We start from the raw sequence: 23,189 nt of genomic DNA on the forward strand, positions 1-23,189 counted from the left end.
AAGCCATGCATCGCGGCTTTCGTGTAGTGAAGTTACTGTGTCTGCAGCTGTTGTGCCTGCTGCTGTTGGGAATCTATAGCCAACACGTCAGGGCCGAGAGCTGCGGCGGCAGCGTCGGGCAGATGACGATTAACGTACCGAATATTCGCTACCTGCCGACGCTTCGCGCCAATACGCAAATGACCAACGCGATGGCGGATAACGGCGGCGGCATTCACTTCGTCTGCGATCTGCAGATGCCAACTGCCGGCTGGAAACGGATAGTCTATCAGCAGGTTAACACCGGCGGCTCGCCGCAGGTGATTAACGGCCAGCACGTTTATGCTTCCGCGCTCAGCGGTATGGGCTATTCGCTGGGCTTTCAGTGCGGCGGCGGCCCGATTCACTACATTGACGGCAGTCATGCGCCCGCCGGAAGTGAATCGGTGACGGTCTGCGAGAGCTCACAGCTTTCGACGCTGCTTAGCCAGCGGGAGACCGTGGTGAAAGCGTATATCACTTTTTATAAAACCGGGGATGTTGCGCTGGTCAGCGGCAACCATGCCAGCGTCTCAGGCCAGCCGCAGGTGGGAAACTTATATATTGAGAAGCAGGACGGCAGCAGCGCCGCCCGAACGGCGAGCGCGCCGGTCAGCATCGACCTCGCGGCTCTCAACGTGGATATCGGTGCCAGCGGCAGTTGCCAGGTTGCTCGCCCGACGATTAACGTCAATCTGGGGACGGTCAACAAAGCGGCATTCAAAGGTAAAACGACTACCGCGGGCGTGACGCAGACTTTTAGCATTCCGGTATATTGCACCACCCCAACCGATGTCCGCATTGGCTTTTTTGGTGTCGCCGCCGACCCCGCCGCCAGCGATACCTTAGCTCTGGAAAAGGTCGATGGTTCGGCGAGCGGCGTGGGCATCAAGCTGAGCTATGGCAATAACCCCGCACCGGCGCCCTCTGTAGGAACGCCGGTGAAAATCAACGAATCCAGTAACCTGCCGGTACTAAAACATATCGTGGCCGGCAGCGCTGCCGGCGCCGAAAGTATCAACTTCACCGCCCGGTATGTGCAGACAGGAGACGTCGTCACGCCCGGACGGGCTAACGGTCTGGCGACCTTTGCGCTCGAATATAACTAAAGGGCGCTAAGCGGCTGACGGGCGATGGTTTCTGCCTGCCAGCAGCGGGCCGCGGTTCCGTTGGCGAGTGGACGCAGCGGCTGCGGCTGCTCACAGCCCGCGGTGGCGAAAGGGCAGCGCTCGCGAAAATAGCAGCCTTCCGGCAGATGACGGTTGCCGGGTAATTCCGTGTTGCGTGGCGCTTCGCCCAGCGACGAGCCAATACGCGGCACTGAGTCCATTAACAGCCGGGTATAGGGATGGGCTGGGGTATCAAGGACCCGGCGCGCCTCGCCCATTTCGACGATTTGCCCGAGATACATCACGGCTACGCGGTCGCTCATATGACGTACTACGGAGACGTTATGTGAGATCAGAACAAAGGTCAGGTTTTGCCGCCTTTGCAGCTCGACCAGCAAATTGAGGATCTGCGCCTGTACCGAAATATCCAGCGCCGAAGTGGGCTCATCCAGCACGATAATATCCGGCTTTGCCGACAGCGCGCGGGCAATCGCAATGCGCTGACGCTGCCCGCCGGAAAACTCGTGCGGTAAGCGGTCGAGATACTCCGGGCGAATACCTACCTGCAACGCCAGCTGTTCTGCCAGCTGGCGCCGGGCTTGTTCTCCCGGCCGCGACTGGATCCACACCGGTTCGGTGATGGTTCGCCACACGGGAAGCCGCGGATCCAACGAGGAGAGCGGGTCCTGAAACACCATCTGCATACGCCCGCCGGTGCGTCCGTCAGCGCCAGCGGTCATGCGTTCGAACTGCCCGTGAGTGGGCTTGAGCATGCCCATCAACAGCTTTGCAAGGGTGCTTTTTCCGCAGCCGGACTCCCCGACGATACCCAGCGTTTCGCCACGCCAGGCCGCCATATTCAGGCCGTTCAGCGCATAGACGCGTTCGACGACTTTACCGCGCCAGTTTTTGCGGGCCGGAAAATTAAGATGAACATCGCTCAGTTTCAACAGCATCTCAGACATGTGCCTTCTCCAGTTGAGGGTACCAGCAGGCCGCCTGCTGCCCGGTCTGTTCTATCGGGCGGAGCTGCGGGGTAATGCCACAGCTCTCACCGGCGGCGAAGCAGCGCTCGCGGAAGGCGCAGCCGCCAGGGAGTCGCGCCAGATTCGGCACCGTGCCGGGAATCGAACGCAGCAGCGACCGCGGCTCGCCGTTATCCGGGGCGCTGTCGAGCAGGCCAACGGAGTAGGGATGCAAAGGATGATGCAGCACCTGCTGAGTTAACCCGCTTTCAATGACCGCGCCGGCATACATGACGTACAGCCGATCGCAGACCTGGGAAACCACCGCCATATCGTGGCTGATAAACAGCACCGCGGTGCCCGTTGCCTGTGCTTTCTGTTTTAGCAGGCGCAGAACCTGGCGTTGAACGGTCACATCCAGCGCGGTGGTGGGTTCATCGGCAATCAGCAGGTCAGGCTCGCAGGAAAAGGCAATGGCGATCATTACCCGCTGGCGCATCCCGCCGGAGAGTTCGAAGGGGTAGCGCTCCATGACCCGCTGCGGATCCGCTATCTGCATATCCGCCAGCAGCGCAACCGCCCTGGCACGTGCCTCGCGGGCGGAGAGTGGCCGATGCTGGCGGATAACGTCCACCATCTGCTTGCCTATTCGCCGGGTCGGGTTCAGCGCGGTCATTGGCTCCTGAAAAATCATTGCCACCCGGCGGCCGCGGATGTCGCGCATCTCTTTCTCCGACGCCTTAAGAATATCGTTACCCATCAGGGTCACCTGCCCGCTGTGAATCTGATAGCTTCCCGGCGGCAGGAGGCGCATGGCGAGCATGGCAGTGACCGATTTTCCGGACCCGGACTCGCCCACCACGCCAACAATTTCACCACGGTCGAGATGCATGGAGACAGCGTTCAGAACATGTACTTCCCCTTGATAGACGGGGAAACCTAAACGGACGTTGTCGATTGTCAGAACCCGGTTATTCATGCGTTGCGTCCTCCGGACTTCGGATCCAGTAAATCCTGGATCCCGTCACCAAACAGATTAAAACCGACGGCGGTAATCAGGATTGCCGCACCGGGGAAGGCGCAGTACCACCACTGATCGAGGACATAGTTGCGACCGTTTGCCACCATGGCGCCCCACTCGGCGGTGGGCTGCTGTGCACCAAGGCCGATAAACCCTAACGTCGCTGCCATCAGAATGGCGCTGCCGATATCCAGCGACGCCTGTACGACCAGCGGCGGCAGAGCGTTGCGTAAAATATGCCAGCTGATCAGGTGCCAGCGGGAGGCCCCGAAGGTCACCGAGGCTTCGACGAAGCTGTGCTGGCGCACGACCAGCGTTTGTCCACGAGCCAGACGCACGTAAAACGGGATCCGCACGATGGCAATCGCCAGCATGGCGTTGAATAAGCTCGGGCCTAACGCTGCGGCCAGCGCCATCGTCAGCACCAGTGAAGGGATCGACAGCATAATATCCATCAGCCGCATGATCAGCGCGTCGCTGCGCCCGCCGAGCACACCGGAGAGGCAGCCGAGCAGCGAGCCGCTGATCCCGGCGATCAGTACCACCGCCAGACCGGCGGCGATCGATTGCTGGCTGCCGATCAGCACTCGACTGAACAGATCCCGGCCGACCTCATCGGTGCCAAACCAGTGGGACAGCGATGGCGCCTGCAGACGAGCGGTGAGATCGATTGCGTTGGGATCGTGTGGCACCAGCCACGGCGAGAAGATCATCAGAAACAGCATGATCAACATAATGGCCCCGCCGATCAGCGTCAGCGGGCTTTTACGCACCAGCCACCACCGGCGTTTCCACACGTGGCTGCGGCCGGTTTTCGCGATAGCGCCGGGGCGTTCCTGAGTCATCATCATTTAGCGTTCTCCCCGACCCATGCGCGGGTCTATCCATAAATACAGCAGGTCGACGAGCAGGTTGACCAGCACGTAAGCAAATGACACCACGACGGCGAATCCCATGACCGCCGGAAAGTCGAGCGCCTGAATAGAGGAGACGACGTAGGCCCCCATGCCGGGCCAGGCAAAGACGGTTTCGGTGAGCACCGCGCCGTACAGCAGGTCGCCCAGCGCCAGTCCCAGCACTGTGACCGAGGGGATCAGCGCGTTAGGCAGCGCGTAGCGCATCACGATGGTCCATTTCGGCAGGCCGCTGGCCAACGCGGTGCGGATGTAATCTTCACTCAGCTGTTCCAGCATGGCGGAGCGAATTTGCCGGGCGACAATCCCCAGGTGAACGAAGGCCAGGGTGGCCGCCGGCAGGATCAGGTGCTGCAGTGCGTTAAAGAACACGTCCAGGTTGCCTTCCAGCAACGCATCGATCAGATAAAAACCGGTTACGCGGGTCGGCGGGTCGAACCAGTCGTCAAGGCGCCCGCTGCCGGGCAGCCAGTCCAGCTTGCCGTAAAACAGGACAATCACCCCCAGCCCTAGCCAGAACGCCGGAGTAGATATTCCGGTCAGCGCCATCAGACGAACGAGGTGATCCGTCCAGCGGTTGCGGTACACCGCCGAGAGCACCCCCAGTGGAATGCCGACCACCAGCGCGATAAACAGAGCGCAGACTGCCAGTTCAAGGGTCGCTGGGAAAAAGGTTTTTAAATCTTCGAGTACCGGGCGACCCGTGCGGATAGAGGTGCCCAGGTCGCCGTGCAGCAGGGCATTCACATAATGGAAAAATTGCTGCCACAGCGGCAAATCCAGCCCCAGCTGCTGGCGAATATGCTGGACAATTTCATCGCTCGCGCGATCGCCTGCCAGCAGGCGCGCGGGGTCGCCGGGTATGAGGTGCGAAATTATAAAGGTGATCACGCAGACGCCGGCGACGACGAGGATCAATCCCCAGCTGCGTTGTCGTATCAAACCCCAGAAACTCATGATGACGTCCTCTGCCGGGCCCGTAACGGCCCGGCATGACAAGGTTAAGGTGCGCTATTTGTGCATATCGGCAATATTGTAAATCTGCTCGAGCATCGGGTTGAAGACGAAGCCCTTGACCTCCTTGTTCATCGCCACCTGGTAGTTTTTCTGGAACAGATAAACGTAGGCGGCTTCATCAATGACGGTTTTCTGCGCCGCCTGATAATCCCGGGTCCGCGCCGCCTGGTCGGTAGTGGCGACGGCTTGTTTGAGCAGAGCATCAACCTGCGGGTTGGCATAGAACGAGCGGTTGCCCGGCAGCCCTTTCTTATCTGACTCAAACCAGTAGTTCATGAACATATAGGGGTCGGCAAAATCCGGGCTCCAGTTGCCGATAGCAATGTCATAATCCCCTTTCCCAATACGTTCGCGCATGGTGGCGTTGGCCAGTTTTTCGAGCTTCACCTGGATGCCGAGAGTTTGCAGATTGGCCTGGGTGGAGAGCGCGATCGGCTCCCAGTTCGGGTCATTATCGGAGTAGAGGAACGATAGCGTTTTCGGCTTATCGGCCACTTTTGCCAGCGCGGCTTTAGCTTTATCCAGATCAAGGGAATACTGCATGGCGCTCGGGTCAAAGCCCCACATGCCATCGGGGATCGGGCCGCGCATCTGTTTGCCGTTACCGCCGAGAATACCGCTGACCATCCCTTTATAATCGGTGGCCCAGGAGACGGCGCGGCGTAAATCAACCTGATTCATCGGCGCTTTGCTGTTGTTGAGATACAGATAGGTCACCCGCAGCGCCGGGTAGTCATACACCGCCACGCTATCCTGTTTTTTCAGGGCCGCGAACTGGTCAACCGGCAGCGCGTCGGCGATATCCAGATCCCCTTTAGTCAACTGCAGACGGCGGGCGGAACTTTCACCAATAATTTTGACCGTCACTCGCTTGAAGGTCGGCTTTGTGCCGCTGAAGTGCGGGTTGGGTACCAGTACCAGCTGCTGTCCTTTCTGCCAGCGTTGGAGCATATAGGCTCCCGAGCCGGCGGTGTGTTCCGCCAGCCAGGCGCGAGCGTCGTCGGCAGCGTTAGCCTTCAGGACCGCCGGATTGATGATCGATGCGCCGTCATTGGCCAGGGTGTGGAGGAACGGGGCGAACGAATCTGGCAGGGTGAAGCGCACCGTAACGGGATCCACGGCGTCAATTTTCAACCCGGAAGGGAAGGCTTCCGACGGGCCCTGCTTAATGCGCATCAGGCGTTCGAAAGAGAGTTTTACCGCTTCAGCTGTGACCGGCGTTCCGTCATCAAACTGCTGATCTTTATGCAGCGTAAAGGTCCAGGTTTTGCCGTCATCAGAGACCTGCCAGCTTTCGGCCAGGTCGCCCTCCACGTCCGTTGAGCCTTTTCCGTCCTGAGTTTTGTATTTGACCAGCCGCTGATAGGCCGGATAGGTGACCGTCCAGTCGTTATTATCAATGGTGACGGCCGGATCAAGCGTCTGCGGATCGGCGGCTTTACCGATTACCAGCATATCTTTGGGCACGGCGGCATAAGCCGGAGCTACGGCCGCTGCCAGCGCAACGGCCAGCAGCAGAGGGCGAAAACCGGTGAAAGAAGTGCGACTCATATTCATGGAATGACTCCGTCAGTGTGAGCGGGGGACAGGCAGGCGAAAACATCATCAAGGAGCGGATAACCGGCCGCATCCGGTAATTCGAAGTGCCACCATTCCGTGGAAATGCCCTTAAAACCGCCGCCGAACATAATGGCGTTCAACAGCAGGCGGTTACGCTGGGCGGCCTGGGGAACCGCCGGGTGATAAGGGTGAGACAGGTCATCCATCTCATCGAATGCGGTGCCCATATCCAGCGGCTGGCCGTTTTCGTCGAGCAACGTCACGTCGATAGCGGTACCGCGGCTGTGATTGGACCCCAGCGCTATCGGCGTGACGTAATCCTGATTCGGACAGGCGTCCCATAGCCGCTGCTGCGCCTGCTGCGGACGATAGGCATCGAGCACCAGCAGGTTCAGTCCCGCCAGCTGAGCGATACGCAGCGACTTCTCCAGCGCCGCCGCCGCATCCGGGTGGAGCAGGCAGCGGGCCTCGCTATAGATGGGCTGGCCGGTAATGTTATCGGCGCTGGCATATTTGAGATCGACAGGCAGAGCCGGGAACCGTGCGCTGATATCGACCAGTGTGACTTGCTGATTCATCTGTTTTTTCCTGTCCTGGAGCCTGGCGAGCAGGCGCTTATTCACGTTCAAATTGACCAAATTCCTGCTGTAACGTCCGGTTTTCGGCCAGACGCTGCGACAGCGATGGGCCGAGCCGTTCGACGACCGCGGAGAGCAGCAGGTTGAAAAGACAGCTGATCGGGGCGAGGGAATCCCAAAAATGACCGGTATCGGTTTTGACCTGCAGCAGATCGACCGGATAATCGCGGGCCCACGGACACCAGATATCGGTGACCAGCGCGGTGGCAATGCGGCGTTCGGCGGCCACCCGACAGAACTGGCGGGCCGTGCTGGAATAAGCGCGGGTATCCGTCAGGACGATGTAAGGATGTTCATATTCGGAGTTCAGCGATTCCAGCCAACTGCCGGAGCTGCCATCGGCATAGGTCACGCGTGGTCGCAGGTATTCGAGATGGCTAAAAAAACTGTTGGCGAGGCCCCGCGTTGACTGGATCCCGAGCACTATCACCGCATCGGCCTGCGCGATCTGCTCGCTGACTCTGGCAAAAGTCTCTTCCTGTGCCAGCTGGTAGACATAGCGGATTGCATCCAGCTCCATCTGCAATGACAGGCTGGCGCGGTCAGGCTGCGTTTGCTGCTGAGCCCAGGAGTCGAGGCGGTCGATAACGCCCCAGTGCTTATAGGGCGCCGGGGTATGATCTTTCAGGCCGTTTTTGACATCATCGAGGTTGCGGTAGCCCAGCTTGCGCAGACAGCGACCGACGGTGATCCCGCTGGTGCCAGTCGCCAGCGCGATGCTGTCAGCCGTCTCAAAGGGGATATGCTCCCGATGGCTTAGCAGCCAGCTGCCGATGCGTTTTTCACTGGGCGTCAGCTGGCTAAAGATCGACTCAATGGTGCGAAACAGCCTCGAATTATCGTTCATACCCGCCTCTTAATGATATTTCGCTCTCATGAATGCGCATGGTGTTACTCAACTAACAAAGCACGATGCATGCCATCTGTTCCGGAAAACCGTTTTTTGCGGTATGACTGGGAAAGCTCGGGAGGCAGGCGAACAATGAGCGTATATTTTCGTCAAAATATGCACAAAGAAAGTGCAACGTTTCCTGGTTGTGCGTCACAAAAATAAAACATACGATTAACAAAGTTGTCATGACTGCGGTGGATAAGCAGAGAATAGAGCGCGGTGGAATGACGTGGAATCTTCACATAACTGACTTATTTATAAGGATGAGGGTATGAACCTAAAGGTCTGTCTGGCCTTCGTACTGGCGAGTATTGCCTGTAACAGCCAGGCGCGGGATATGCAGGTGATTCAACAAAGCGGCGAGTTGAAAGTGGGGGTTCCTGGCGATTATGCGCCGCTGGCGTTCCACAACGAAGCGGGTGAGCTTCGTGGCTACGACGTGGACATGGCCAAGGATCTGGGGCAAAAACTAGGGCTTAAGGTCACCTTCGTGCTGACCAGTTGGCCTACGCTGTCCGGCGATCTGAAGGCCGATAAATTTGATATTGCGATGGGCGGCGTTACCGAAACGCCGGAGCGGGAAAAAGATTTCGCCCTGAGCCATCCGGTGGTGGCCAACGGAAAAATCGCCCTGGCTAACTGTATGGCGGCCCCGGCGCTCGGTAGTCTGGAGAAAATTGACCGGCCCAATGTGAAGGTGATTGTTAATCCGGGCGGCACCAACCAGAGCTACGTTGATGCCCATATCAAACATGCGCAGATTATCAGGGTGAAAAATAACGTTGATAACCTCGATGCGCTGCGTAAGAAAACCGCCGATATGATGGTGACCGACCTTATTGAAGGCGTCTATTACGAGAACAAAGAGCCCGGAGTCTTCTGCGTCGCAACCGATAAGCCCTTCCCGGGTACTGCCAGTTTTAAAGTTTATATGATGAACAAAGATAATCAGGCGCTGCTGGAGAAGGTGAATCATTGGCTGGATAGCCAGGATAAAAATATTCTCAAGCAAAAATGGAAGATTCACGAATAGATGCCGGCGGAGATAGCCTTACCGACGGGTAAAGCTATCTCCGCGAAATTGCGCGCCTGCGCGGAAAACGTGCGGACTACACTATCTGCCCCGACTCCAGCTTGATAATCCGATCCGCCAGGTGAAAATAGCGGTCGTCATGGGTAATCGCGACGATGGTCCGGCCTTCGGCTTTGAGCATCGGCAGCAGTTCCAGGTAAAACACCGCCTTAAACTCCGGGTCCTGATCGGCGGCCCATTCATCAAACAGATACAGCGGGCGCGCTTCCAGCCAGGCCTGTAGCAGCGCCAGCCGCTTACGCTGCCCCTGTGAGAGGGCGGTGGTCGAAAAACGGCCATCCTGGAAACGGACTTTATGGCTGAGCTTCAGCAGATGCAGCAAATGCGCCACCTGCGCGGGCGTCCGCTCATGGATAAACGCGACGTCGTCAAAAAGAAAAAAATCGCTGAAGACGGCGGAGAACAGCTGGCGATAACCTGCCTGCTGGTCGGCGGCAATCTTGCTGCCGTTGAGTAAAATGGCCCCGCTATCCGGAGGATAAAGCCCGACCAACAGATTGGCGAGGGTGGTTTTACCGCTGCCGTTGCCGCCGACCACAAACACCAGTTCACCGGGCGTAAACTGCATATTCAGTGGCCCGAGGGTAAAGCGTTCGCCATCTTCTCCCTGATACTGATAGCGAACCTCTTGTAGCGTCAGGGAGCGAAAGGGCACCGCTGGCAGCGGGCGCTGCGGCTGTTCCGGGGGCAGATGGTCACGCAGGTGCTGCACCCGCTGGAGCGCCACCCGGGCGCTGGCAATGGTCGGCAGCGATGACAGTACGCCTTCGACCGGTACAATCATGTAGAGAAAGATCATGACGTAGCCGGTGATGGCCGTCGGATCCAGCGTCAGCGATCCCCGCAGGCCGAACAGCACCAGGCCGATAAAGGCAAAAAACAGAATACTTCCCCAACTGGTGGCCAGCCCGTAGAGGACGTATCCGCGGGTCCGTTCCTGGCGGACGGCCTCAATGTTGTCCGCCAGCTCGCCATACACAAACCGCTGGCGGCGGGCGGCATTAAGCCGGTATTCGCGTCCGCCGTCGAACAGCTTTTTGCACTGCTGAATCAAGGTGTCTTCCCGCTGTCGCGACCGGCGCAGCAGGCCGATCGCCCGACCGTGGGCGGCGCGATAGCCCAGGGTACCGAGTGCTATCGCCGCCAGCGCCAGTGTAAAGACGCTGACGGAGAGGGTGGCGAGGTAAATCAGACAGCCAATAATGACCGCGCCGTAGATAAACAGATTTGGCAGGCTGACAAAAAACACGACCAGGGTGTCGAGATCCTGAGTCAGCACCGACACCGTTTTCGCCATGCCGGCTCGCTCCAGCGACAGCCAACGGGTCTCGCTGACGTGGCGGGTGAGCTCGCCGCGCAGGTGCGCCTTCACTTTCTGCCCGAGAAACATAAACGTGGTCTGCGACACAACCCGGGTTGCCAGCATCAGCACTGCCAGCAGCGTAAACTGTATTCCCGGAGCAAGGCTGCTTTGCGCCTGCGGCAGCGTCAGGCTGTGGTTAATCATAGCCAGCAGTGACGCATTGCTAAACCCGCAGATTAACCCGGCGACAACCGCCAGCAGCAGCCAGCCGCCGACCATACGCAATAAAATCAACAACACCGACATGCGACATTCCTTTTTCATGACTTTTTATCTGTTATTCAGCCCCGGGCTGGCCTTTTGCGCGAATCAACGGCCAGACCAGCAGCGGGACGCCAATAAGCGAGGCCACCAGTCCGACCGGAAGCTGGCGCGGATAGAGTGCGTTACGTCCCAGCCAGTCAGCGAGGGTCATAATGCAGGCGGAGAGCAGCGCGGCGGTGTAGAGCTGCGCCAGCGCACCTTTGACACCGGTTTTACGCGCCAGATGCGGCCCGAGCAGGCCAATAAACGACACCGGGCCAACCAGCAGCGTGGCGAGCCCGGTCATCAACGCCGCCAGCGCCAGCACCCCAAAACGGGCACGGGGCAGGGAAAGTCCCAGCGAACCGGCCACCCCGCCGAGGGGCAGCAGCACCAGCCAGCGGCGGAACAGCGGCGTCAGGGTCAGCAAAATCAGGGTGGCGATAAACAGCCCCTGCGCCAGAGGGGCGCTGATGTAATAGGTGCTGCCGGTCATCAGCGGCAGGAGTATCGCGCTGGCGGCGAGGTTATTGAGCATCACAATACTGACCGCTGCCTGGCAAAGCGCGTTCAGCGCCACGCCGTTGAGCAATACCCGCTGGGGGTTAAAGGCGCTGCGGCGGCTGTTCCACATCGTCAGCAGCAGGCTGATAAGCGCACCGCAGAGGTTGCTGAGCAGCAAAAACGTACTGCCCTCGCCGGGGAACAACAGAATACAGGCCGTCACGCCCATCGCCGCGCCGCCGCCGATACCCAGCACTTCAGGGCTGGCGAGCGGGTTACCGCTGACCCGCTGCATCAGCACCCCCGCGCCAGCCAGCAAAGCGCCGGCGCTAATAGCCGCCAGCAGGCGCGGCAGCCGCAAAGGCAGCAGATGGGCCAGCTCAGCCGAATGCGCCCAGTGCCAGTGGGCCAGGCCGTGGCCGAAAAACAGCGAGATAACCACGGAGACCGCGAGGGCGAGCACCGCAGCCCAGGGAACCCAACGGCTGGTGTGGGCCGACATTTGCGGCGGTGGGGCGGTATCCAGACTCTGCTGACGGGCGAAACGTGCCAGCAGGATCAGCAGCGGTCCGCCGGTCAGGGCGGTTAGCATCCCCACTGGCAGCAGTTGACCGTTAAACAGGGAAACCCGTGACACGCAAAGGTCGGTAAACCACAGCAGGCCTGCGCCGGTCAGGGCGCTATGCAACACCAGCTGGCGCGAGGTGCGCGCGCCGCCAAAACGGGCGAGATGCGGTGCGGCAAGACCAATGAAGCCGATAACGCCGACGGCGTTGATGATAAGCGCGCTCATCACCAGCGCCAGCAGCACCGCAGCCGCACGAATCCGCAGCGGCGAAGCGCCAAGACTATTCACCATTGTTTCCGGGAGCTGTAGTAGTTCCAGCGGGCGAAACAGGAGCATCAGTAGCCCGACGCACAGCGCCAGCCACGGCAGCAGCGCCAGCAGCAGATGGCTGTCCTCCTGCGCCAGCGAACCGCCGCCCCACATCAGTACGGTCAGCAGGAAACGGTCGTTGATAATGGCGATCAGCATGGTCAGCGCGCCGCACCACAGGTTAATCATCATTCCCGCCTGAATCATTACCAGCGGGGAGAGCCGCTGGCGCCAGCTCAGAAGCAGAACCAGCAGCAGCGCGATCAGCTCGCCGCCGATAATTATCCCCATCCGCATGCCGCCGGTCAGCGCCGGAAGCCACAGCGAAGCCAGGCCCATCGCCAGGGTTGCGCCGGAAGTCATACCGAGGGTGATCGGCTCCGCCAGCGGGTTACGCAGCGCGCGCTGCATCAGCCAGCCGCACAGGCCGAGTGTGGCTCCCCCAATGATGGCCATCCCCTGACGCGGCAGCCACATGCTGTGCAGAATAATGGCGGCGGGCAGCTTGGCGGGGGGGCTGAACAAGGCATGCCATCCCCCCTGACGCAGCACATCGCTGGCCGCCAGCAACAGCGACACCAGCCACAGCACGGCGATGACGCACCATGAGAGGCGGCGGGAAAGTGGCTCACGCATGGCGCCATCCCACCATCAGCTGGCTGAAAATATCGGCAAAACGCCCGGCGGTTATCAGGGCCCCGGCGTCGCTGATGGGCTGCTCAATCAGCGCGAGTGGATAGCGTGAGGTCAGCGGCAGGCTCCGCCACAGCGAGCTTTGCTGCCAGTGCGCTACCGCATCACGCTGATCCGCCGCGACCAGCAGGATCGGTCGGGCATCGAGGGTGGCGATACGGGTGAGTTCCACCAGGACGTTGCCTTCGGCCCCGCCGCTGGCACGCCAGGCGTTGCGCATCCCGCAGGCCGCCAGTACATCGCCCGGCAGGCTACCGGCGGTATATAACCGCAGGTGCAATGCATCCACCGGGGAAGCAAACAACACCGGCTGATGCAGATTCTGCGCATAGCCGCGGGCACGGGAAATGCGCTGGGACAGGCCGGCGATCAGCGCGGCCGCCTGGGGTTCACGTTTAAGTACCACGCCCAGTTGCTGGGTGGCGCTAATAAAGGCGCTGAGGCCGTGGGCGGGTAGCGTTACGAGGGGAGCAACCTGCGCCAGAGCCGGTTTTAACAGGACGTGTTGGGGAGTGATGACAATCGCGTCCGGTTTCAACGCGTAGAGCGTTTCCAGATTGGGTTGAAACAGCAGGCCTAAATCTTGCACCGTTGTCGGCAGAGCCGGAACGGGGATCAGCTTGCGATACCACGCCGGGGCCGAAACCCCCGCCGGCGTGATGCCGAGAGCGAGGATCATTTCGGTCAGCCCCCAGTCCAGTACCGCCAGCCGCTGTGGCACAGGCGAACTGCTGGCCCACGATAAGGCAGGGGCCAGCAGGGCAGCAGTGAGCAACCTGCGTCGTGACAGCATAGCTACCACTTGTAGTTCACGGTGGCAACCAGCTGTCGTTTCATCGCATATTCGCAGCCGTTATCCTGGCACGAAGCGAGATAGGTTTTATCGGTCAGGTTGGCGGCGTTAAGCGCGACGCCCCATTCACGCCACTGGTAGCCAATTCGCGCGTCGTACACCGTTGCCGCTGGAACTTTCAGGCTGTTATCCGTGGTGGCGTAGCTGCTGCCGATATAACGCACGCCGCCGCCCAGCGAGAAACCGTCCAGCGGGCCGCTCAGTGCATACTGGGTCCACAGTTTGGCGCTGTGACGAGAAATTCCTACCGGATGTTTGCCTTCCGTGCCGTCGTTAGCGCTGGTGACTTTCGGGTCGGTGAAAGCATAGGACGCCAGTACCGACCAGGCCGGGGTGAGGTTGATTTTGCCGTCCAGTTCGACGCCGCGAGAACGGATCTCACCGGTTTGCACGCTGAAGTTGGCGTGATCCGGGTCCGGAGTGGCGACGTTAGTTTCACGCAGGTTAAACAGCGCAAGGGTAAACAGCGCATCGAGGCCAACCGGATCGTACTTCAGACCGATCTCCGACTGCTTACCTTCGGTAGGCTTAAAGGCGTGGCCGTAGAAATCGCTGTTGCTGCTGGGCACGAACGACGTTGAATAGCTGATGTACGGTGCCAGCCCGTTGTCGAAGTGGTAGAGCAGCCCGGCGCGGCCGGTGGTGGCGTAATCGTTACGTTCGCTACGGCTATCGGTAAGCAGATCGGTGGTTTTGGTTTTCGCCGCATCGTACCGCCCGGCGAGGTTCATTATCCATTTACGCCACTCCAGCTGATCCTGTAAATAGAACCCGGTTTGATCCAGCGTTGAGTGGGTATTGCTGGTGAAGGCTGGTTTTTCAACCGGGGTGCTGTAGTCCGGATCGAGGTAGTTGATCGGGCTGGCATCGCCGTAGCCGGCCTGGCTGCGCACCGAGGTGTGCATTCGATCGATACCCGCCAGCAGAGTGTGAGCGACCGGGCCGCTTTGCAGGTGAAACTCCGCCTGGTTGTCCACCGCAAAGTTAGACATGGTCTCTTTCAGGTTCATCGAATAGCGGTCAATCAGCGGCGCATCGGCGTGTTCGCCCCACGGATACACCATCAAATAATTACCGGTGCTGCTGATATAGCGCAGGTTCTGACGGAAGGTGACCGTATCGTTAATGTCATAGCGGAACTGATAGCCGATGCTGCCCTGTTCACGCTCGTACTTATCAAAACCGGGCTGCCCGCCGTAGAAGCTGGTGGAGATCTGCCCGTTAGGGTTATGGGTCAGCGTGCCTGAGACAGGCATCTGGTTGTAGAAGCCGCTGTCCGGGTCTTTGCGCAGCTGCGCAAGGAGGGTCAGGCTGGTTCGCTCGTTCGGCTGCCAGGTCAGCGAAGGGGCGATATCATAGTGCTGGTAGCGGGTGTGATCGACCTGGGTTTGCGTATCGAAAAAGGTCCCTGCGACGCGGCCCAGTAGCGTATTGTCGGCGTTCAGCGGGCCGGTAACATCGAAACCGGTGCCAAACAGGTTGTTATTACCCGCGGTGACATACACCTGACCGCCGGCGTCGGCCTGCGGGGTTTTGCTCACCATATTGACGATCCCGCCCGGATTGGCCTGCCCGTAAAGCACCGATGCCGGACCCTTGACCACTTCGATACGCGAGAGCAGGAACGGGTCCCACGCCGGGCGGCTCCACCAGGCTTCACGCGGCAGACGCAGGCCGTCGAGATATTCGTCGGCTTCGAATCCACGCACGATAATGGTGTCGAAACGAGTATCTGGCCCGGCGTTTTCTGAGGCGACACCGGAGACGTAGCGTAGCGCTTCCGGGATCGTCTTTGCCGCCTGCGCTTCAATTTGTGCCTGGGTAACGACGGCAATACTTTGCGACGTCCGGCTAATCAACTGGCTGGATTTACTGCCCGCCGTCGCGCTGTGCGCAACGATGTTACTCTCGTCATCCTGCCCCTGTGCACCGGCATCGGCGGTGACCACCATCGTCTGTTCTTTTGTGCTATCCTGCCCGCTATCCGCAGTGAACGCTTGCCCGCTGTATCCTGCGATGATCGTACATGCCAGTACTTTCAACGGTTTATCCCTGAGAAACTTGCCAATCTGTCTCATAGCATTTCCGACTGTTATTAGAATTGGATGGAAATGATAATTATTCAACTTCAAAAGAGAAGCCCGTCCATGGCAGAATGGCGCGACTGGTCACCTGGATGTCGCCATTCGGACAAAAGTTGTCTCTAAACGCAGCAGTACGGATAAATGGTGAGAATCGGACAAAGGGCAGGTGAAGATGACAATCCCGCACGCTATTGAAGGGCTACGCCAGCTGAAATATACCCCCGGCAGCGAAGAGCCGGTTCATCAGCATGAACAAGGGCAGCTGATCTACCCGCTGCGCGGCGTGGCAAAAATTGTGACTCCGCAGCATATCTGGCTGCTGTCGCCCGGTCGCGCTATCTGGCTGCCCGGCGGTTTGTCGCACGGTCTGCAGGCGATTGATCATGTCGTGACGCAAAATCTCTATTTAACCCCTCAGGCCTCGCGTCAGTTTGGCCTTCAGTGCCGCGGACTGGCCGCTACGCCGCTGCTGCATACCCTGATTGCAGCCGGTCTGGAAGAGGCCGTTTCAACGGAACGTCAGGCGCTGATTCTGGCATTATTGAGCGACGAGCTGGCCCGTTTGCCTGCCAGCATGCTGTGCCATGTGATTCTCCCCAGCGACCGGCGCGTGCGCCAGGTGTGCGATACCCTCTGCCGCGAGCTGGACCACGCGGCCACGTTGGCGTGGTGGGGGCAAAAAGTGGGCGCCAGCGAGCGCACGCTGGCGCGATTGTTCCGCGAAGAGACCCACCTCAGTTTCTCAGAATGGCGCCAGCAGATTCGTCTGCTGGAGGCGGTATGCAATCTCGCGCGCGGCGTGACGGTGAGCAAACTTGCCCATGAGCTGGGGTACGCTAGCGCCAGCGCGTTTATCGCGATGTTCCGTAAAAAGCTTGGCGTGTCGCCGCAGCGCTATATTCTGGCCACCGGCAGCCGGGAGTAAGTCCCTAATTTTTACGCACCTTCACGCGGGTGCGGACGGTATCCCGCATTGTGCGAATTAATGTCTCTTTGCTGCGCCCACGGCGAAAAATCAGCGAAAAGGGAGCCTGGTAGCCATATTCTGTCGGCAGCAGGGCGCGCAGTTTCTGCGTTTGCACCCACGGCAGCGCGTAGTGCTCCGGCAGATAGCCAACGTATTTCCCGGACAGGATGAGCATCAGCTGCGCTTCCATACTTTCCGCGCTGGCCACGCTCTGCTTAAAGCCTTTGCGCCCTAAATCACTGCTGCTCCAGTAGCTGCGAGTGACCATCCGCTGCTGAGAAATCAGCGCTTCTGTCGGATGTTTAACGCTAAAGAGCGGGTGTTTGTCGCCGCAGTAGAGCCAGTTTTGCTCGCGATAGAGCGGGTGAGATACTACGCTGTTAGCCTGAAGCGAGAAGGTCCCGATGGCGAGATCCAGTTCGTTATTCAACACCCCCTGTAAAAGCGCGTTCGGGCTTCTGACCTGCAGGTTAATATGCACAAGAGGGAAACGTTCGCTGAAGACAGCGATAATATCGCTCATCGGCAGCATCGGATCGGTAATCGTCGAATCAATCACGCCAAGATTAAAGATCCCGGTTTGTTCGCCTCGCAGCGTAGCCGTATTGCGTTCGAAATCCTCCAGCGAATTCAGCAAATCGATGCTTTGCTGAAGCACGGTTTCCCCTTTTTCCGTCAGCGAAAATCCGCCTCTGCCGCGGCGGCACAGGATGATCCCCAGCTTTTCCTCGAGCTCGCTCATATAGTTGCTGATAGCCGACACCGTCAGGTTGAGCTCCTGCTGCGCGTTGGCGTAACCCTGATATTTCGCCACGGTAATAAAAACGTGTAACAGTCGCAGATTGGGAAATTTGCCCACCGACATAGGAGATGCTCCGCTGTAAGTCCCGGGTTTTGTTTTTATTTTTCTAAACTAATTTTTTGGCTTTGACTATTTTTTCTCGACTTCGCGTTGCGCAGTATCTCGTTATCACCCCGATAAGCCATGGAGAAACTGCAATGACATCCGCAACTGAACATGAGTACCCGCAGCCGCAGGATGGAGACATTCCGCGTTTTAGCGGATTACCAACCTTTTTCCGTCTTCCTTTTGCGTCGCAGGCCGCCGAACTGGATATCAGCGTGGTGGGCGTGCCGTGGGATGGCGGAACCACCAACCGTGCCGGCACACGCCACGGGCCGCGCGAGCTGCGCAATGCGTCGAGCCTGGTGCGCCGGGTTCATCCGGTGACCCGCCGCTCTCCCTATGATTATGCGCGGGTGGGCGACCTGGGCGATGTGCGGATTAATCCCGTGAATATGCACGATAGCCTGGCGCGAATTGAAGCCTGGTATCGTGCCCTTGACCAGCAGCAGGTGATGCCGTTAACGGCGGGAGGAGACCACCTCACCACCTTACCGATTTTGCGGGCGCTGGGACGGGATAAGCCGCTGGGGATGATCCATTTCGATGCCCATTCTGATACCAACGACAGCTATTTTGGCGGCGAGCGCTTCACCCACGGTACCCCGTTTCGTCGTGCGGTCGAAGAGGGGGTTCTCGACCCACGGCGCACGGTGCAAATCGGTATTCGTGGCGCGCTGTTTTCCGCGGATGAACACCGGTGGGCGGAGGAAAACGGTATCACGATTATTCGCATGGAACAGGTGAACGAGCTGGGTATCGATAAGGTTATGCAGCGGGCACGGGACATCGTTGGCGACCAGCCCACCTACATCAGTTTTGATATCGACGTGCTCGATCCGGTCTATGCGCCCGGCACCGGAACGCCGGAGATTGGCGGCATGACGACATTGCAGGCCCAGCACTGTATTCGCCTGCTTGCCGGGTTGAACCTGACGGGTGCCGACCTGGTGGAGGTGTCTCCGCCGTTTGACCAGGGCCATCTCACCAGTTTGACTGGCGCGACCCTGATGTTTGAACTGCTTTGCCAGCTCGCCGATGCCCATCATCGCCGTACTTCTGCTTAAACCGGAGCCAAATGATGAAAAAAACTCTCTCATTACGTTATCTCGCTACCGCGCTGGTGCTGGCGTCGGGGATGGCGCCGTTGGCCAATGCGGCTGATGCCCCTCTCGCGCCGGGAAACATTAAAATTGCCATGGAAGTTGCCTATCCGCCGTTTGAGTCCTGGCAGGATGACACTATTGTCGGTTTTGATGCGGAGCTGGCGGCGCTGCTCAGCAAGAAAATGGGCTTCACGCTCCAGCTGGTGGATACGAAATTCAGCAGCCTGATCCTCGGCCTCAGCGGTGGACGTCAGGATGCGGTAATCTCCGCGCTCTATATCACGGATGAGCGTACTCGCCAGGCGGATGCTATCCCGTACGCCAACACCGGAGCCTATATTATGGTGCGCAGCGACAGCAAAGTTACGCCGCAAACGGAGCAGGATCTGTGTGGGTTAACCGTCGGGCTACAGCAGGGCACGTCATGGGTGAAAAAGCTGCAAGAGCTTTCGGCGGGCTATTGCCAGCAGCAGGGTAAAGGGGCTATCGAGATTAAGGAGTTCCCGACCTCGCCGGAGACGTTGCAGGCGCTGCTCTCGGGAAACATTCAGGCACAGGTTGATATTGCTGGCGTGGTCAGCCTCTTTACCCAACGTAGCAAAGGTCGGCTGAAGGTAAGCTCCCCGCAGACAATTTACCCGCAAACGCTGGGGATTTACGTTCGCAAAGGGAACGCGGCGCTGGCGCAGCAGCTGGCTTCTGCACTGAAAACGCTGCGCGACAGCGGGGAATATCATGCTTTGCTGCAAAAATATGCCGCCTACGGCATTACGGATAACGCGGTGCAGCCGTGAGATAAAAAACACAGATGTTGCGATGAACGGGTTGTTTAATGCGATGTTCATCACATTTTGATAGCGGTTATCGCTTTGGGTAAAATTTAATTATCATATTTATCAGTTTGTTATCTGTATTCTTATCACCTGTTGTGTACTCAGTGTGTAAAATTACACACTGATCACAATTCATCTTCTGTCCGCATGTTTTAATTCCCCTCACCAAAACAGAGAGGAATTCTTATGAAACACATGATGATTTGCTGCGGCGCTGGCGTGGCAACCAGCACCGTCGCCTTAAATAAACTGCAGGACTTCCTGAAAAAAGAAAATATCCTCGATAAGGTCCGTATTTCGCAAGGCACCGTAGCGGAGGCCAAAACGCGTGACGATGTCGATTTTATTGTCTCTACGTCGCCCGTTGCGTTGTCCGTCCCGGTTATTAACGCTCTGCCGCTGTTAACCGGCATGGGCACCGATAAAGTGTTCAGCAGCGTGAAAGAATTAATTCTCGCCGAGGGTTAAGCCATGTTTATTGTTGATTACATCGTGGGTTTAGGCGCATCGGTAATGATGCCGCTGATATTTATGCTCCTCGGTTTGCTCCTGCGTCTGTCGTTAAGTAAAGCCCTGAAAGCCGGTTTAATGGTGGGAATTGGTTTTATCGGCTTAAGCATTACCGTTAATCTGATGATCGATTCCCTGACGCCGGTCAGCCACGCGCTGGTGGAGCGTTTCGGCCTGAATCTGACCGTGCTGGATGTGGGCTGGCCCGCCGCGGCGGCGGTGGCGATGGGGACGCGCGTTGGGGCGTTGGTCATTCCGGTGTGCGTGGCGATTAACGTCCTGATGCTGTACACCAAAACGACCCGGGTACTGAACGTCGATATCTGGAACCTGTGGCACCATGCGTTTACCGGCTCGCTGGTGACGATTATTACCGATAGCCTGTGGCTGGGGATATTTGCCGCCGGGATCAACTGCATTATTACGATGGTGATTGCCGACCGCACCAGCGGTGATGTCGAAAAATATTTAAATCTGCCTTCTATTTCAGTACCGCATGGTTTCTCCGCCTCGTTTGTTCCGGCGGCGTGGCTGGTGAATGCTATTGTCGATCGCATTCCGGTGGTACGCGATATTAAAATTGATACCGAAGTGATTCAGCGGAGATTATCTATCCTTGGCGATCCGGCTTCCCTCGGGGCTATTATCGGTGCGCTGCTCGGTATTATCGCCGGAATTGAAGTGAAGGCTATCTTGCAAACGGCAATTACTATGGCAGCGGTGATGACCATTATTCCGCGTATGGCGAAAATGCTGATGGAAGGGGTCTATCCAATCAGCGAACGTATTCAGGAAATTGCCCAGTCGCGGGCCGGATCGTTCGGTAAAATTGCCATCGGCCTGGACTCTGCCGTCAGCGTCGGGCATCCGGTCACGCTGTCCGTTTCCATGCTGATGATTCCGGTCATGCTGGTTCTCGCGGCAATCATTCCCGGCAACCAGTTCCTGCCTTTTGCATCGTTAACCGGTTTACCCTTTGCCTTTGTTCTGGTGACGGCGGTGTGTCGCGGCGATATGTTCCGTACGCTGCTGACCGGGCTGCTAACTCTGAGCCTGGCGCTGCTGATTGGTACCAACCTGGCGCCGATTGTCACCAGCACGGCGGTCAGTACCGGTTTCTCGCTGCCGCAGGGGACCACCAGTATCAGTAGCGTGGATTATGCCGGGGCTATGCTGCCGTGGGCGATTATCCAGAGCTTCCACCTCAAAGAGATTGGCGTCGGGATTCTGACCCTGTGCACCCTCGCGCTGGTACTGTGGAACCGTCGCAAACTGGCACAGGAAAATGAACAGTCGGCAGTGGCGGCAACGGAGGCAGGAAAATGATGTTTAGTACTCAGCGTGTCGTGACGTTTAACCAGGCCGTAAGTCGGACGGCCTTACTGACCCGCCTTGCCCAAAGTCTGCTGGCGGATAATCTGGTGAAACCGAGTTTCATCGACGGCGTACTCACTCGCGAGGAGGTCTACCCGACCGGGATCTATATGGAGACCCACAGCGTTGCTATCCCGCATACCGAGTTTGAGCATGTTAACCAGACCGGGTTTGCCATTGGCATTAACCAGGCCGGCGTGGCGTTTCATCGTACCGATGAGCCGGAAGAAGTGGTGGTGCCAGAGATCGTGGTTATGATGGCCATTGATAAAACTTGCGAAAAAGTGGCAATTATTCAATCCTTATTCGCATTATTAGCCGATCGCGATCGCGTTAACGAAATCGTTAAAATGACGCCAGAGGAGATTGCAAAAGTGTTCACCGATGCCGTCGTCACACAGTAAGATAAAATGATGGGCGCCATACGGTGAGACCGGAAGCGGAGAGGGGCAAGATGTTACGAATCAGCGACGTCATAGAGTTAGCGATGGTCAGTCGCAAGACTATCTATAACGCGATCAACAGCGGTCGGCTGAAGTATCAGCTGGTGAATGTTGATAATCGTCAGGTTCGTATGTTCCTCGAAGAGGATGTGTTTGAAGCGTTTCCTAAAACCAGCCGCAGCACCACGCAAGAGCAGGAGATGCAGGCGCTACGCGAGGAGGTCGCCTCCCTCAAGTTTGCCCTCGCCGAACTGCAAAAAGCGGTCAATGCTATGGATCCTGAGAGTCAGTTCGAAATGACGTCGGTTAACGATCCGGCCAAAAAGCCCGGCCGCTAGTCAGCGGTCGGGCGTAAGCTCGTCAGACAATGTCGTCCACCACGCCGCCGTCAACGCGTAGCGCTGCGCCGGAAGTGGCCGAGGCCTGAGTCGAGCAGACGTACACCACCATGTTGGCCACTTCATCAACCGATGCCGCCCGCTGAATAACCGAGCTGGGGCGATGGGCCAGCACAAACTCTTTGGCGAGCTGGTCCAGCGGTTTACCGGTTTTCGCTACCTCGTCTTTCATCATCTCGGCAAAGCCATCGGAAATTGTCGGTCCAGGCAGCACGCTGTTCACCGTCACGCCGCTGCCGGCCACGAACTTCGCCAGCCCGCGCGCCAGCGACAGCTGGGCGGTTTTGGTCACGCCATAGTGGATCATGTCTGCCGGAATGTTGCGCGCCGACTCAGAAGAGATAAACACCACCCGACCCCAGCCTTTTTGCACCATGGCCGGCAGCAGCGCGCGCGACAGCCGCACGCCGGACATCACGTTGGTCTGCCAGTAGTTTTCCCAGGTGGTATCGTCGGTTTCGTAGAAGTCCAGTGGGCCATAAATCCCGGCGTTATTGACCAGAATATCGACGCCGTTCACCGCTTGCAGGAGTTGCGTGACCCCTTCGGCGCCGCTGAGGTCAGCAACGGCAGCACGTGGTCTGGCACCGGGTACTTCATTTTGCAGCCGGGCAATGGCTTCGTTGACGCTACGCTCGCTGCGCCCGTTCACCACTACCTCCGCACCGCTGGCCGCCAGCCCTTTAGCGATAGCAAAACCAATTCCGGCCGTCGATGCGGTCACCAGTGCGACTTTTCCCGACAGATCAATCTTCATAACTCTGGCCTTATGTGTTGTCAGACAGACCATTAAGCGTAGCAGCTGATGGC

22 protein-coding genes are annotated in these 23,189 nt (G+C 58.3%); 9 read left to right on the plus strand and 13 right to left on the minus strand.

Features of this window, described 5'->3' with window-relative positions; all coding sequences use genetic code 11:
* Positions 1-5 precede the first annotated feature (5 nt).
* The gene (locus tag ACMYSK_RS25275; protein WP_434639185.1) at positions 6-1,127 is read left to right on the plus strand and encodes a fimbrial protein; all 1,122 of its coding nucleotides are present in this window, start codon (positions 6-8) and stop codon (positions 1,125-1,127) included.
* On the opposite strand, the gene ACMYSK_RS25280 is transcribed toward ACMYSK_RS25275, so the two are convergent.
* Genes ACMYSK_RS25280 through ACMYSK_RS25310 form a run of 7 tightly spaced genes read right to left on the minus strand, consistent with a single transcriptional unit; the run spans position 1,124 to position 8,089 of the window.
* Positions 1,124-2,092, minus strand: coding sequence for an oligopeptide/dipeptide ABC transporter ATP-binding protein (locus ACMYSK_RS25280; RefSeq protein WP_434639186.1), 969 nt, complete (start codon positions 2,090-2,092; stop codon positions 1,124-1,126). The genes ACMYSK_RS25275 and ACMYSK_RS25280 overlap by 4 nt on opposite strands.
* On the minus strand, positions 2,085-3,071 hold the full coding sequence (locus ACMYSK_RS25285) for an ABC transporter ATP-binding protein (protein ID WP_434639187.1): 987 nt from the start codon (positions 3,069-3,071) through the stop codon (positions 2,085-2,087). The genes ACMYSK_RS25280 and ACMYSK_RS25285 overlap by 8 nt, the downstream gene beginning before the upstream one ends.
* A complete protein-coding gene (gene ddpC / locus ACMYSK_RS25290; protein WP_434639188.1) occupies positions 3,068-3,964 on the minus strand; it encodes a D,D-dipeptide ABC transporter permease in 897 nt (298 codons plus the stop codon). The genes ACMYSK_RS25285 and ddpC overlap by 4 nt, the downstream gene beginning before the upstream one ends.
* Positions 3,965-4,984, minus strand: a complete 1,020-nt coding sequence (locus tag ACMYSK_RS25295) for an ABC transporter permease (protein WP_434639189.1) — start codon at positions 4,982-4,984, stop codon at positions 3,965-3,967.
* A 54-nt stretch (positions 4,985-5,038) separates the two neighbouring features.
* Complete coding sequence (locus ACMYSK_RS25300) at positions 5,039-6,595, minus strand: ABC transporter substrate-binding protein (protein WP_434644363.1); 1,557 nt, start codon at positions 6,593-6,595, stop codon at positions 5,039-5,041.
* 2 nt (positions 6,596-6,597) lie between these two features.
* On the minus strand, positions 6,598-7,182 hold the full coding sequence (gene ddpX / locus ACMYSK_RS25305; protein WP_434639190.1) for a D-alanyl-D-alanine dipeptidase: 585 nt from the start codon (positions 7,180-7,182) through the stop codon (positions 6,598-6,600).
* Positions 7,183-7,219: 37 nt separating this feature from the next.
* Positions 7,220-8,089, minus strand: coding sequence for a MurR/RpiR family transcriptional regulator (locus ACMYSK_RS25310; RefSeq protein WP_434639191.1), 870 nt, complete (start codon positions 8,087-8,089; stop codon positions 7,220-7,222).
* A gap of 316 nt (positions 8,090-8,405) precedes the next feature.
* On the opposite strand from ACMYSK_RS25310, the gene ACMYSK_RS25315 reads away from it, so the two are divergent.
* Positions 8,406-9,167 carry a transporter substrate-binding domain-containing protein gene (locus ACMYSK_RS25315; protein ID WP_434639192.1) on the plus strand — a complete coding sequence of 254 codons (762 nt, stop codon included), beginning with the start codon at positions 8,406-8,408 and terminating at the stop codon, positions 9,165-9,167.
* A gap of 76 nt (positions 9,168-9,243) precedes the next feature.
* Here ACMYSK_RS25315 and ACMYSK_RS25320 read toward each other — a convergent pair whose 3' ends face one another.
* Genes ACMYSK_RS25320 through ACMYSK_RS25335 form a run of 4 tightly spaced genes read right to left on the minus strand, consistent with a single transcriptional unit; the run spans position 9,244 to position 15,838 of the window.
* Positions 9,244-10,836 carry a cyclic peptide export ABC transporter gene (locus tag ACMYSK_RS25320; protein WP_434639193.1) on the minus strand — a complete coding sequence of 531 codons (1,593 nt, stop codon included), beginning with the start codon at positions 10,834-10,836 and terminating at the stop codon, positions 9,244-9,246.
* 31 nt (positions 10,837-10,867) lie between these two features.
* Entirely contained in the window at positions 10,868-12,850 is a 1,983-nt protein-coding gene (gene fhuB / locus ACMYSK_RS25325) for a Fe(3+)-hydroxamate ABC transporter permease FhuB (RefSeq protein ID WP_434639194.1), read from the minus strand.
* Positions 12,843-13,700: an iron-siderophore ABC transporter substrate-binding protein gene (locus ACMYSK_RS25330; protein ID WP_434639195.1), complete on the minus strand. Its 858-nt coding sequence runs from the start codon at positions 13,698-13,700 to the stop codon at positions 12,843-12,845. The genes fhuB and ACMYSK_RS25330 overlap by 8 nt, the downstream gene beginning before the upstream one ends.
* A 2-nt stretch (positions 13,701-13,702) precedes the next feature.
* Complete coding sequence (locus ACMYSK_RS25335) at positions 13,703-15,838, minus strand: TonB-dependent siderophore receptor (protein ID WP_434639196.1); 2,136 nt, start codon at positions 15,836-15,838, stop codon at positions 13,703-13,705.
* Positions 15,839-16,016: 178 nt separating this feature from the next.
* Here ACMYSK_RS25335 and ACMYSK_RS25340 point away from each other — a divergent pair, with 178 nt between their 5' ends.
* Positions 16,017-16,769: an AraC family transcriptional regulator gene (locus tag ACMYSK_RS25340; protein WP_434639197.1), complete on the plus strand. Its 753-nt coding sequence runs from the start codon at positions 16,017-16,019 to the stop codon at positions 16,767-16,769.
* Between the two features lie 4 nt (positions 16,770-16,773).
* Here ACMYSK_RS25340 and ACMYSK_RS25345 read toward each other — a convergent pair whose 3' ends face one another.
* A complete protein-coding gene (locus ACMYSK_RS25345; protein ID WP_434639198.1) occupies positions 16,774-17,676 on the minus strand; it encodes a LysR family transcriptional regulator in 903 nt (300 codons plus the stop codon).
* A 134-nt stretch (positions 17,677-17,810) separates the two neighbouring features.
* On the opposite strand from ACMYSK_RS25345, the gene speB reads away from it, so the two are divergent.
* The 6 genes from speB (at position 17,811) to ACMYSK_RS25375 (ending at position 22,319) form a co-directional block, all read left to right on the plus strand.
* Positions 17,811-18,782 carry an agmatinase gene (gene speB, locus ACMYSK_RS25350; protein WP_434639199.1) on the plus strand — a complete coding sequence of 324 codons (972 nt, stop codon included), beginning with the start codon at positions 17,811-17,813 and terminating at the stop codon, positions 18,780-18,782.
* Between the two features lie 14 nt (positions 18,783-18,796).
* Complete coding sequence (locus ACMYSK_RS25355; protein WP_434644365.1) at positions 18,797-19,615, plus strand: transporter substrate-binding domain-containing protein; 819 nt, start codon at positions 18,797-18,799, stop codon at positions 19,613-19,615.
* Positions 19,616-19,840: 225 nt separating this feature from the next.
* Complete coding sequence (locus tag ACMYSK_RS25360; RefSeq protein WP_004866676.1) at positions 19,841-20,122, plus strand: PTS sugar transporter subunit IIB; 282 nt, start codon at positions 19,841-19,843, stop codon at positions 20,120-20,122.
* 3 nt (positions 20,123-20,125) lie between these two features.
* Positions 20,126-21,490 carry a PTS galactitol transporter subunit IIC gene (locus ACMYSK_RS25365; RefSeq protein ID WP_434639200.1) on the plus strand — a complete coding sequence of 455 codons (1,365 nt, stop codon included), beginning with the start codon at positions 20,126-20,128 and terminating at the stop codon, positions 21,488-21,490.
* A complete protein-coding gene (locus tag ACMYSK_RS25370) occupies positions 21,487-21,942 on the plus strand; it encodes a PTS sugar transporter subunit IIA (RefSeq protein WP_434639201.1) in 456 nt (151 codons plus the stop codon). Before ACMYSK_RS25365 ends, ACMYSK_RS25370 begins: the two co-directional genes overlap by 4 nt.
* Positions 21,943-21,992: 50 nt before the next feature.
* Positions 21,993-22,319: a helix-turn-helix domain-containing protein gene (locus tag ACMYSK_RS25375; protein ID WP_032691060.1), complete on the plus strand. Its 327-nt coding sequence runs from the start codon at positions 21,993-21,995 to the stop codon at positions 22,317-22,319.
* A 22-nt stretch (positions 22,320-22,341) separates the two neighbouring features.
* On the opposite strand, the gene ACMYSK_RS25380 is transcribed toward ACMYSK_RS25375, so the two are convergent.
* The gene (locus ACMYSK_RS25380; RefSeq protein WP_434639202.1) at positions 22,342-23,136 is read right to left on the minus strand and encodes an SDR family NAD(P)-dependent oxidoreductase; all 795 of its coding nucleotides are present in this window, start codon (positions 23,134-23,136) and stop codon (positions 22,342-22,344) included.
* Positions 23,137-23,189: the final 53 nt, after the last annotated feature.

Origin of the sequence: Klebsiella sp. I138 (assembly GCF_051131765.1) — a bacterium.
Lineage (GTDB): Bacteria > Pseudomonadota > Gammaproteobacteria > Enterobacterales > Enterobacteriaceae > Klebsiella.

Bases quoted from the DNA above. Each gene is read 5' to 3' on its own strand.
- ACMYSK_RS25275 (WP_434639185.1), top strand. From the start codon at position 6: ATGCATCGCGGCTTTCGTGTAGTGAAGTTACTGTGTCTGCAGCTGTTG.
- ACMYSK_RS25280 (WP_434639186.1), bottom strand. From the start codon at position 2,092: ATGTCTGAGATGCTGTTGAAACTGAGCGATGTTCATCTTAATTTTCCG.
- ACMYSK_RS25285 (WP_434639187.1), bottom strand. From the start codon at position 3,071: ATGAATAACCGGGTTCTGACAATCGACAACGTCCGTTTAGGTTTCCCC.
- ddpC (WP_434639188.1), bottom strand. From the start codon at position 3,964: ATGATGATGACTCAGGAACGCCCCGGCGCTATCGCGAAAACCGGCCGC.
- ACMYSK_RS25295 (WP_434639189.1), bottom strand. From the start codon at position 4,984: ATGAGTTTCTGGGGTTTGATACGACAACGCAGCTGGGGATTGATCCTC.
- ACMYSK_RS25300 (WP_434644363.1), bottom strand. From the start codon at position 6,595: ATGAGTCGCACTTCTTTCACCGGTTTTCGCCCTCTGCTGCTGGCCGTT.
- ddpX (WP_434639190.1), bottom strand. From the start codon at position 7,182: ATGAATCAGCAAGTCACACTGGTCGATATCAGCGCACGGTTCCCGGCT.
- ACMYSK_RS25310 (WP_434639191.1), bottom strand. From the start codon at position 8,089: ATGAACGATAATTCGAGGCTGTTTCGCACCATTGAGTCGATCTTTAGC.
- ACMYSK_RS25315 (WP_434639192.1), top strand. From the start codon at position 8,406: ATGAACCTAAAGGTCTGTCTGGCCTTCGTACTGGCGAGTATTGCCTGT.
- ACMYSK_RS25320 (WP_434639193.1), bottom strand. From the start codon at position 10,836: ATGTCGGTGTTGTTGATTTTATTGCGTATGGTCGGCGGCTGGCTGCTG.
- fhuB (WP_434639194.1), bottom strand. From the start codon at position 12,850: ATGCGTGAGCCACTTTCCCGCCGCCTCTCATGGTGCGTCATCGCCGTG.
- ACMYSK_RS25330 (WP_434639195.1), bottom strand. From the start codon at position 13,700: ATGCTGTCACGACGCAGGTTGCTCACTGCTGCCCTGCTGGCCCCTGCC.
- ACMYSK_RS25335 (WP_434639196.1), bottom strand. From the start codon at position 15,838: ATGAGACAGATTGGCAAGTTTCTCAGGGATAAACCGTTGAAAGTACTG.
- ACMYSK_RS25340 (WP_434639197.1), top strand. From the start codon at position 16,017: ATGACAATCCCGCACGCTATTGAAGGGCTACGCCAGCTGAAATATACC.
- ACMYSK_RS25345 (WP_434639198.1), bottom strand. From the start codon at position 17,676: ATGTCGGTGGGCAAATTTCCCAATCTGCGACTGTTACACGTTTTTATT.
- speB (WP_434639199.1), top strand. From the start codon at position 17,811: ATGACATCCGCAACTGAACATGAGTACCCGCAGCCGCAGGATGGAGAC.
- ACMYSK_RS25355 (WP_434644365.1), top strand. From the start codon at position 18,797: ATGAAAAAAACTCTCTCATTACGTTATCTCGCTACCGCGCTGGTGCTG.
- ACMYSK_RS25360 (WP_004866676.1), top strand. From the start codon at position 19,841: ATGAAACACATGATGATTTGCTGCGGCGCTGGCGTGGCAACCAGCACC.
- ACMYSK_RS25365 (WP_434639200.1), top strand. From the start codon at position 20,126: ATGTTTATTGTTGATTACATCGTGGGTTTAGGCGCATCGGTAATGATG.
- ACMYSK_RS25370 (WP_434639201.1), top strand. From the start codon at position 21,487: ATGATGTTTAGTACTCAGCGTGTCGTGACGTTTAACCAGGCCGTAAGT.
- ACMYSK_RS25375 (WP_032691060.1), top strand. From the start codon at position 21,993: ATGTTACGAATCAGCGACGTCATAGAGTTAGCGATGGTCAGTCGCAAG.
- ACMYSK_RS25380 (WP_434639202.1), bottom strand. From the start codon at position 23,136: ATGAAGATTGATCTGTCGGGAAAAGTCGCACTGGTGACCGCATCGACG.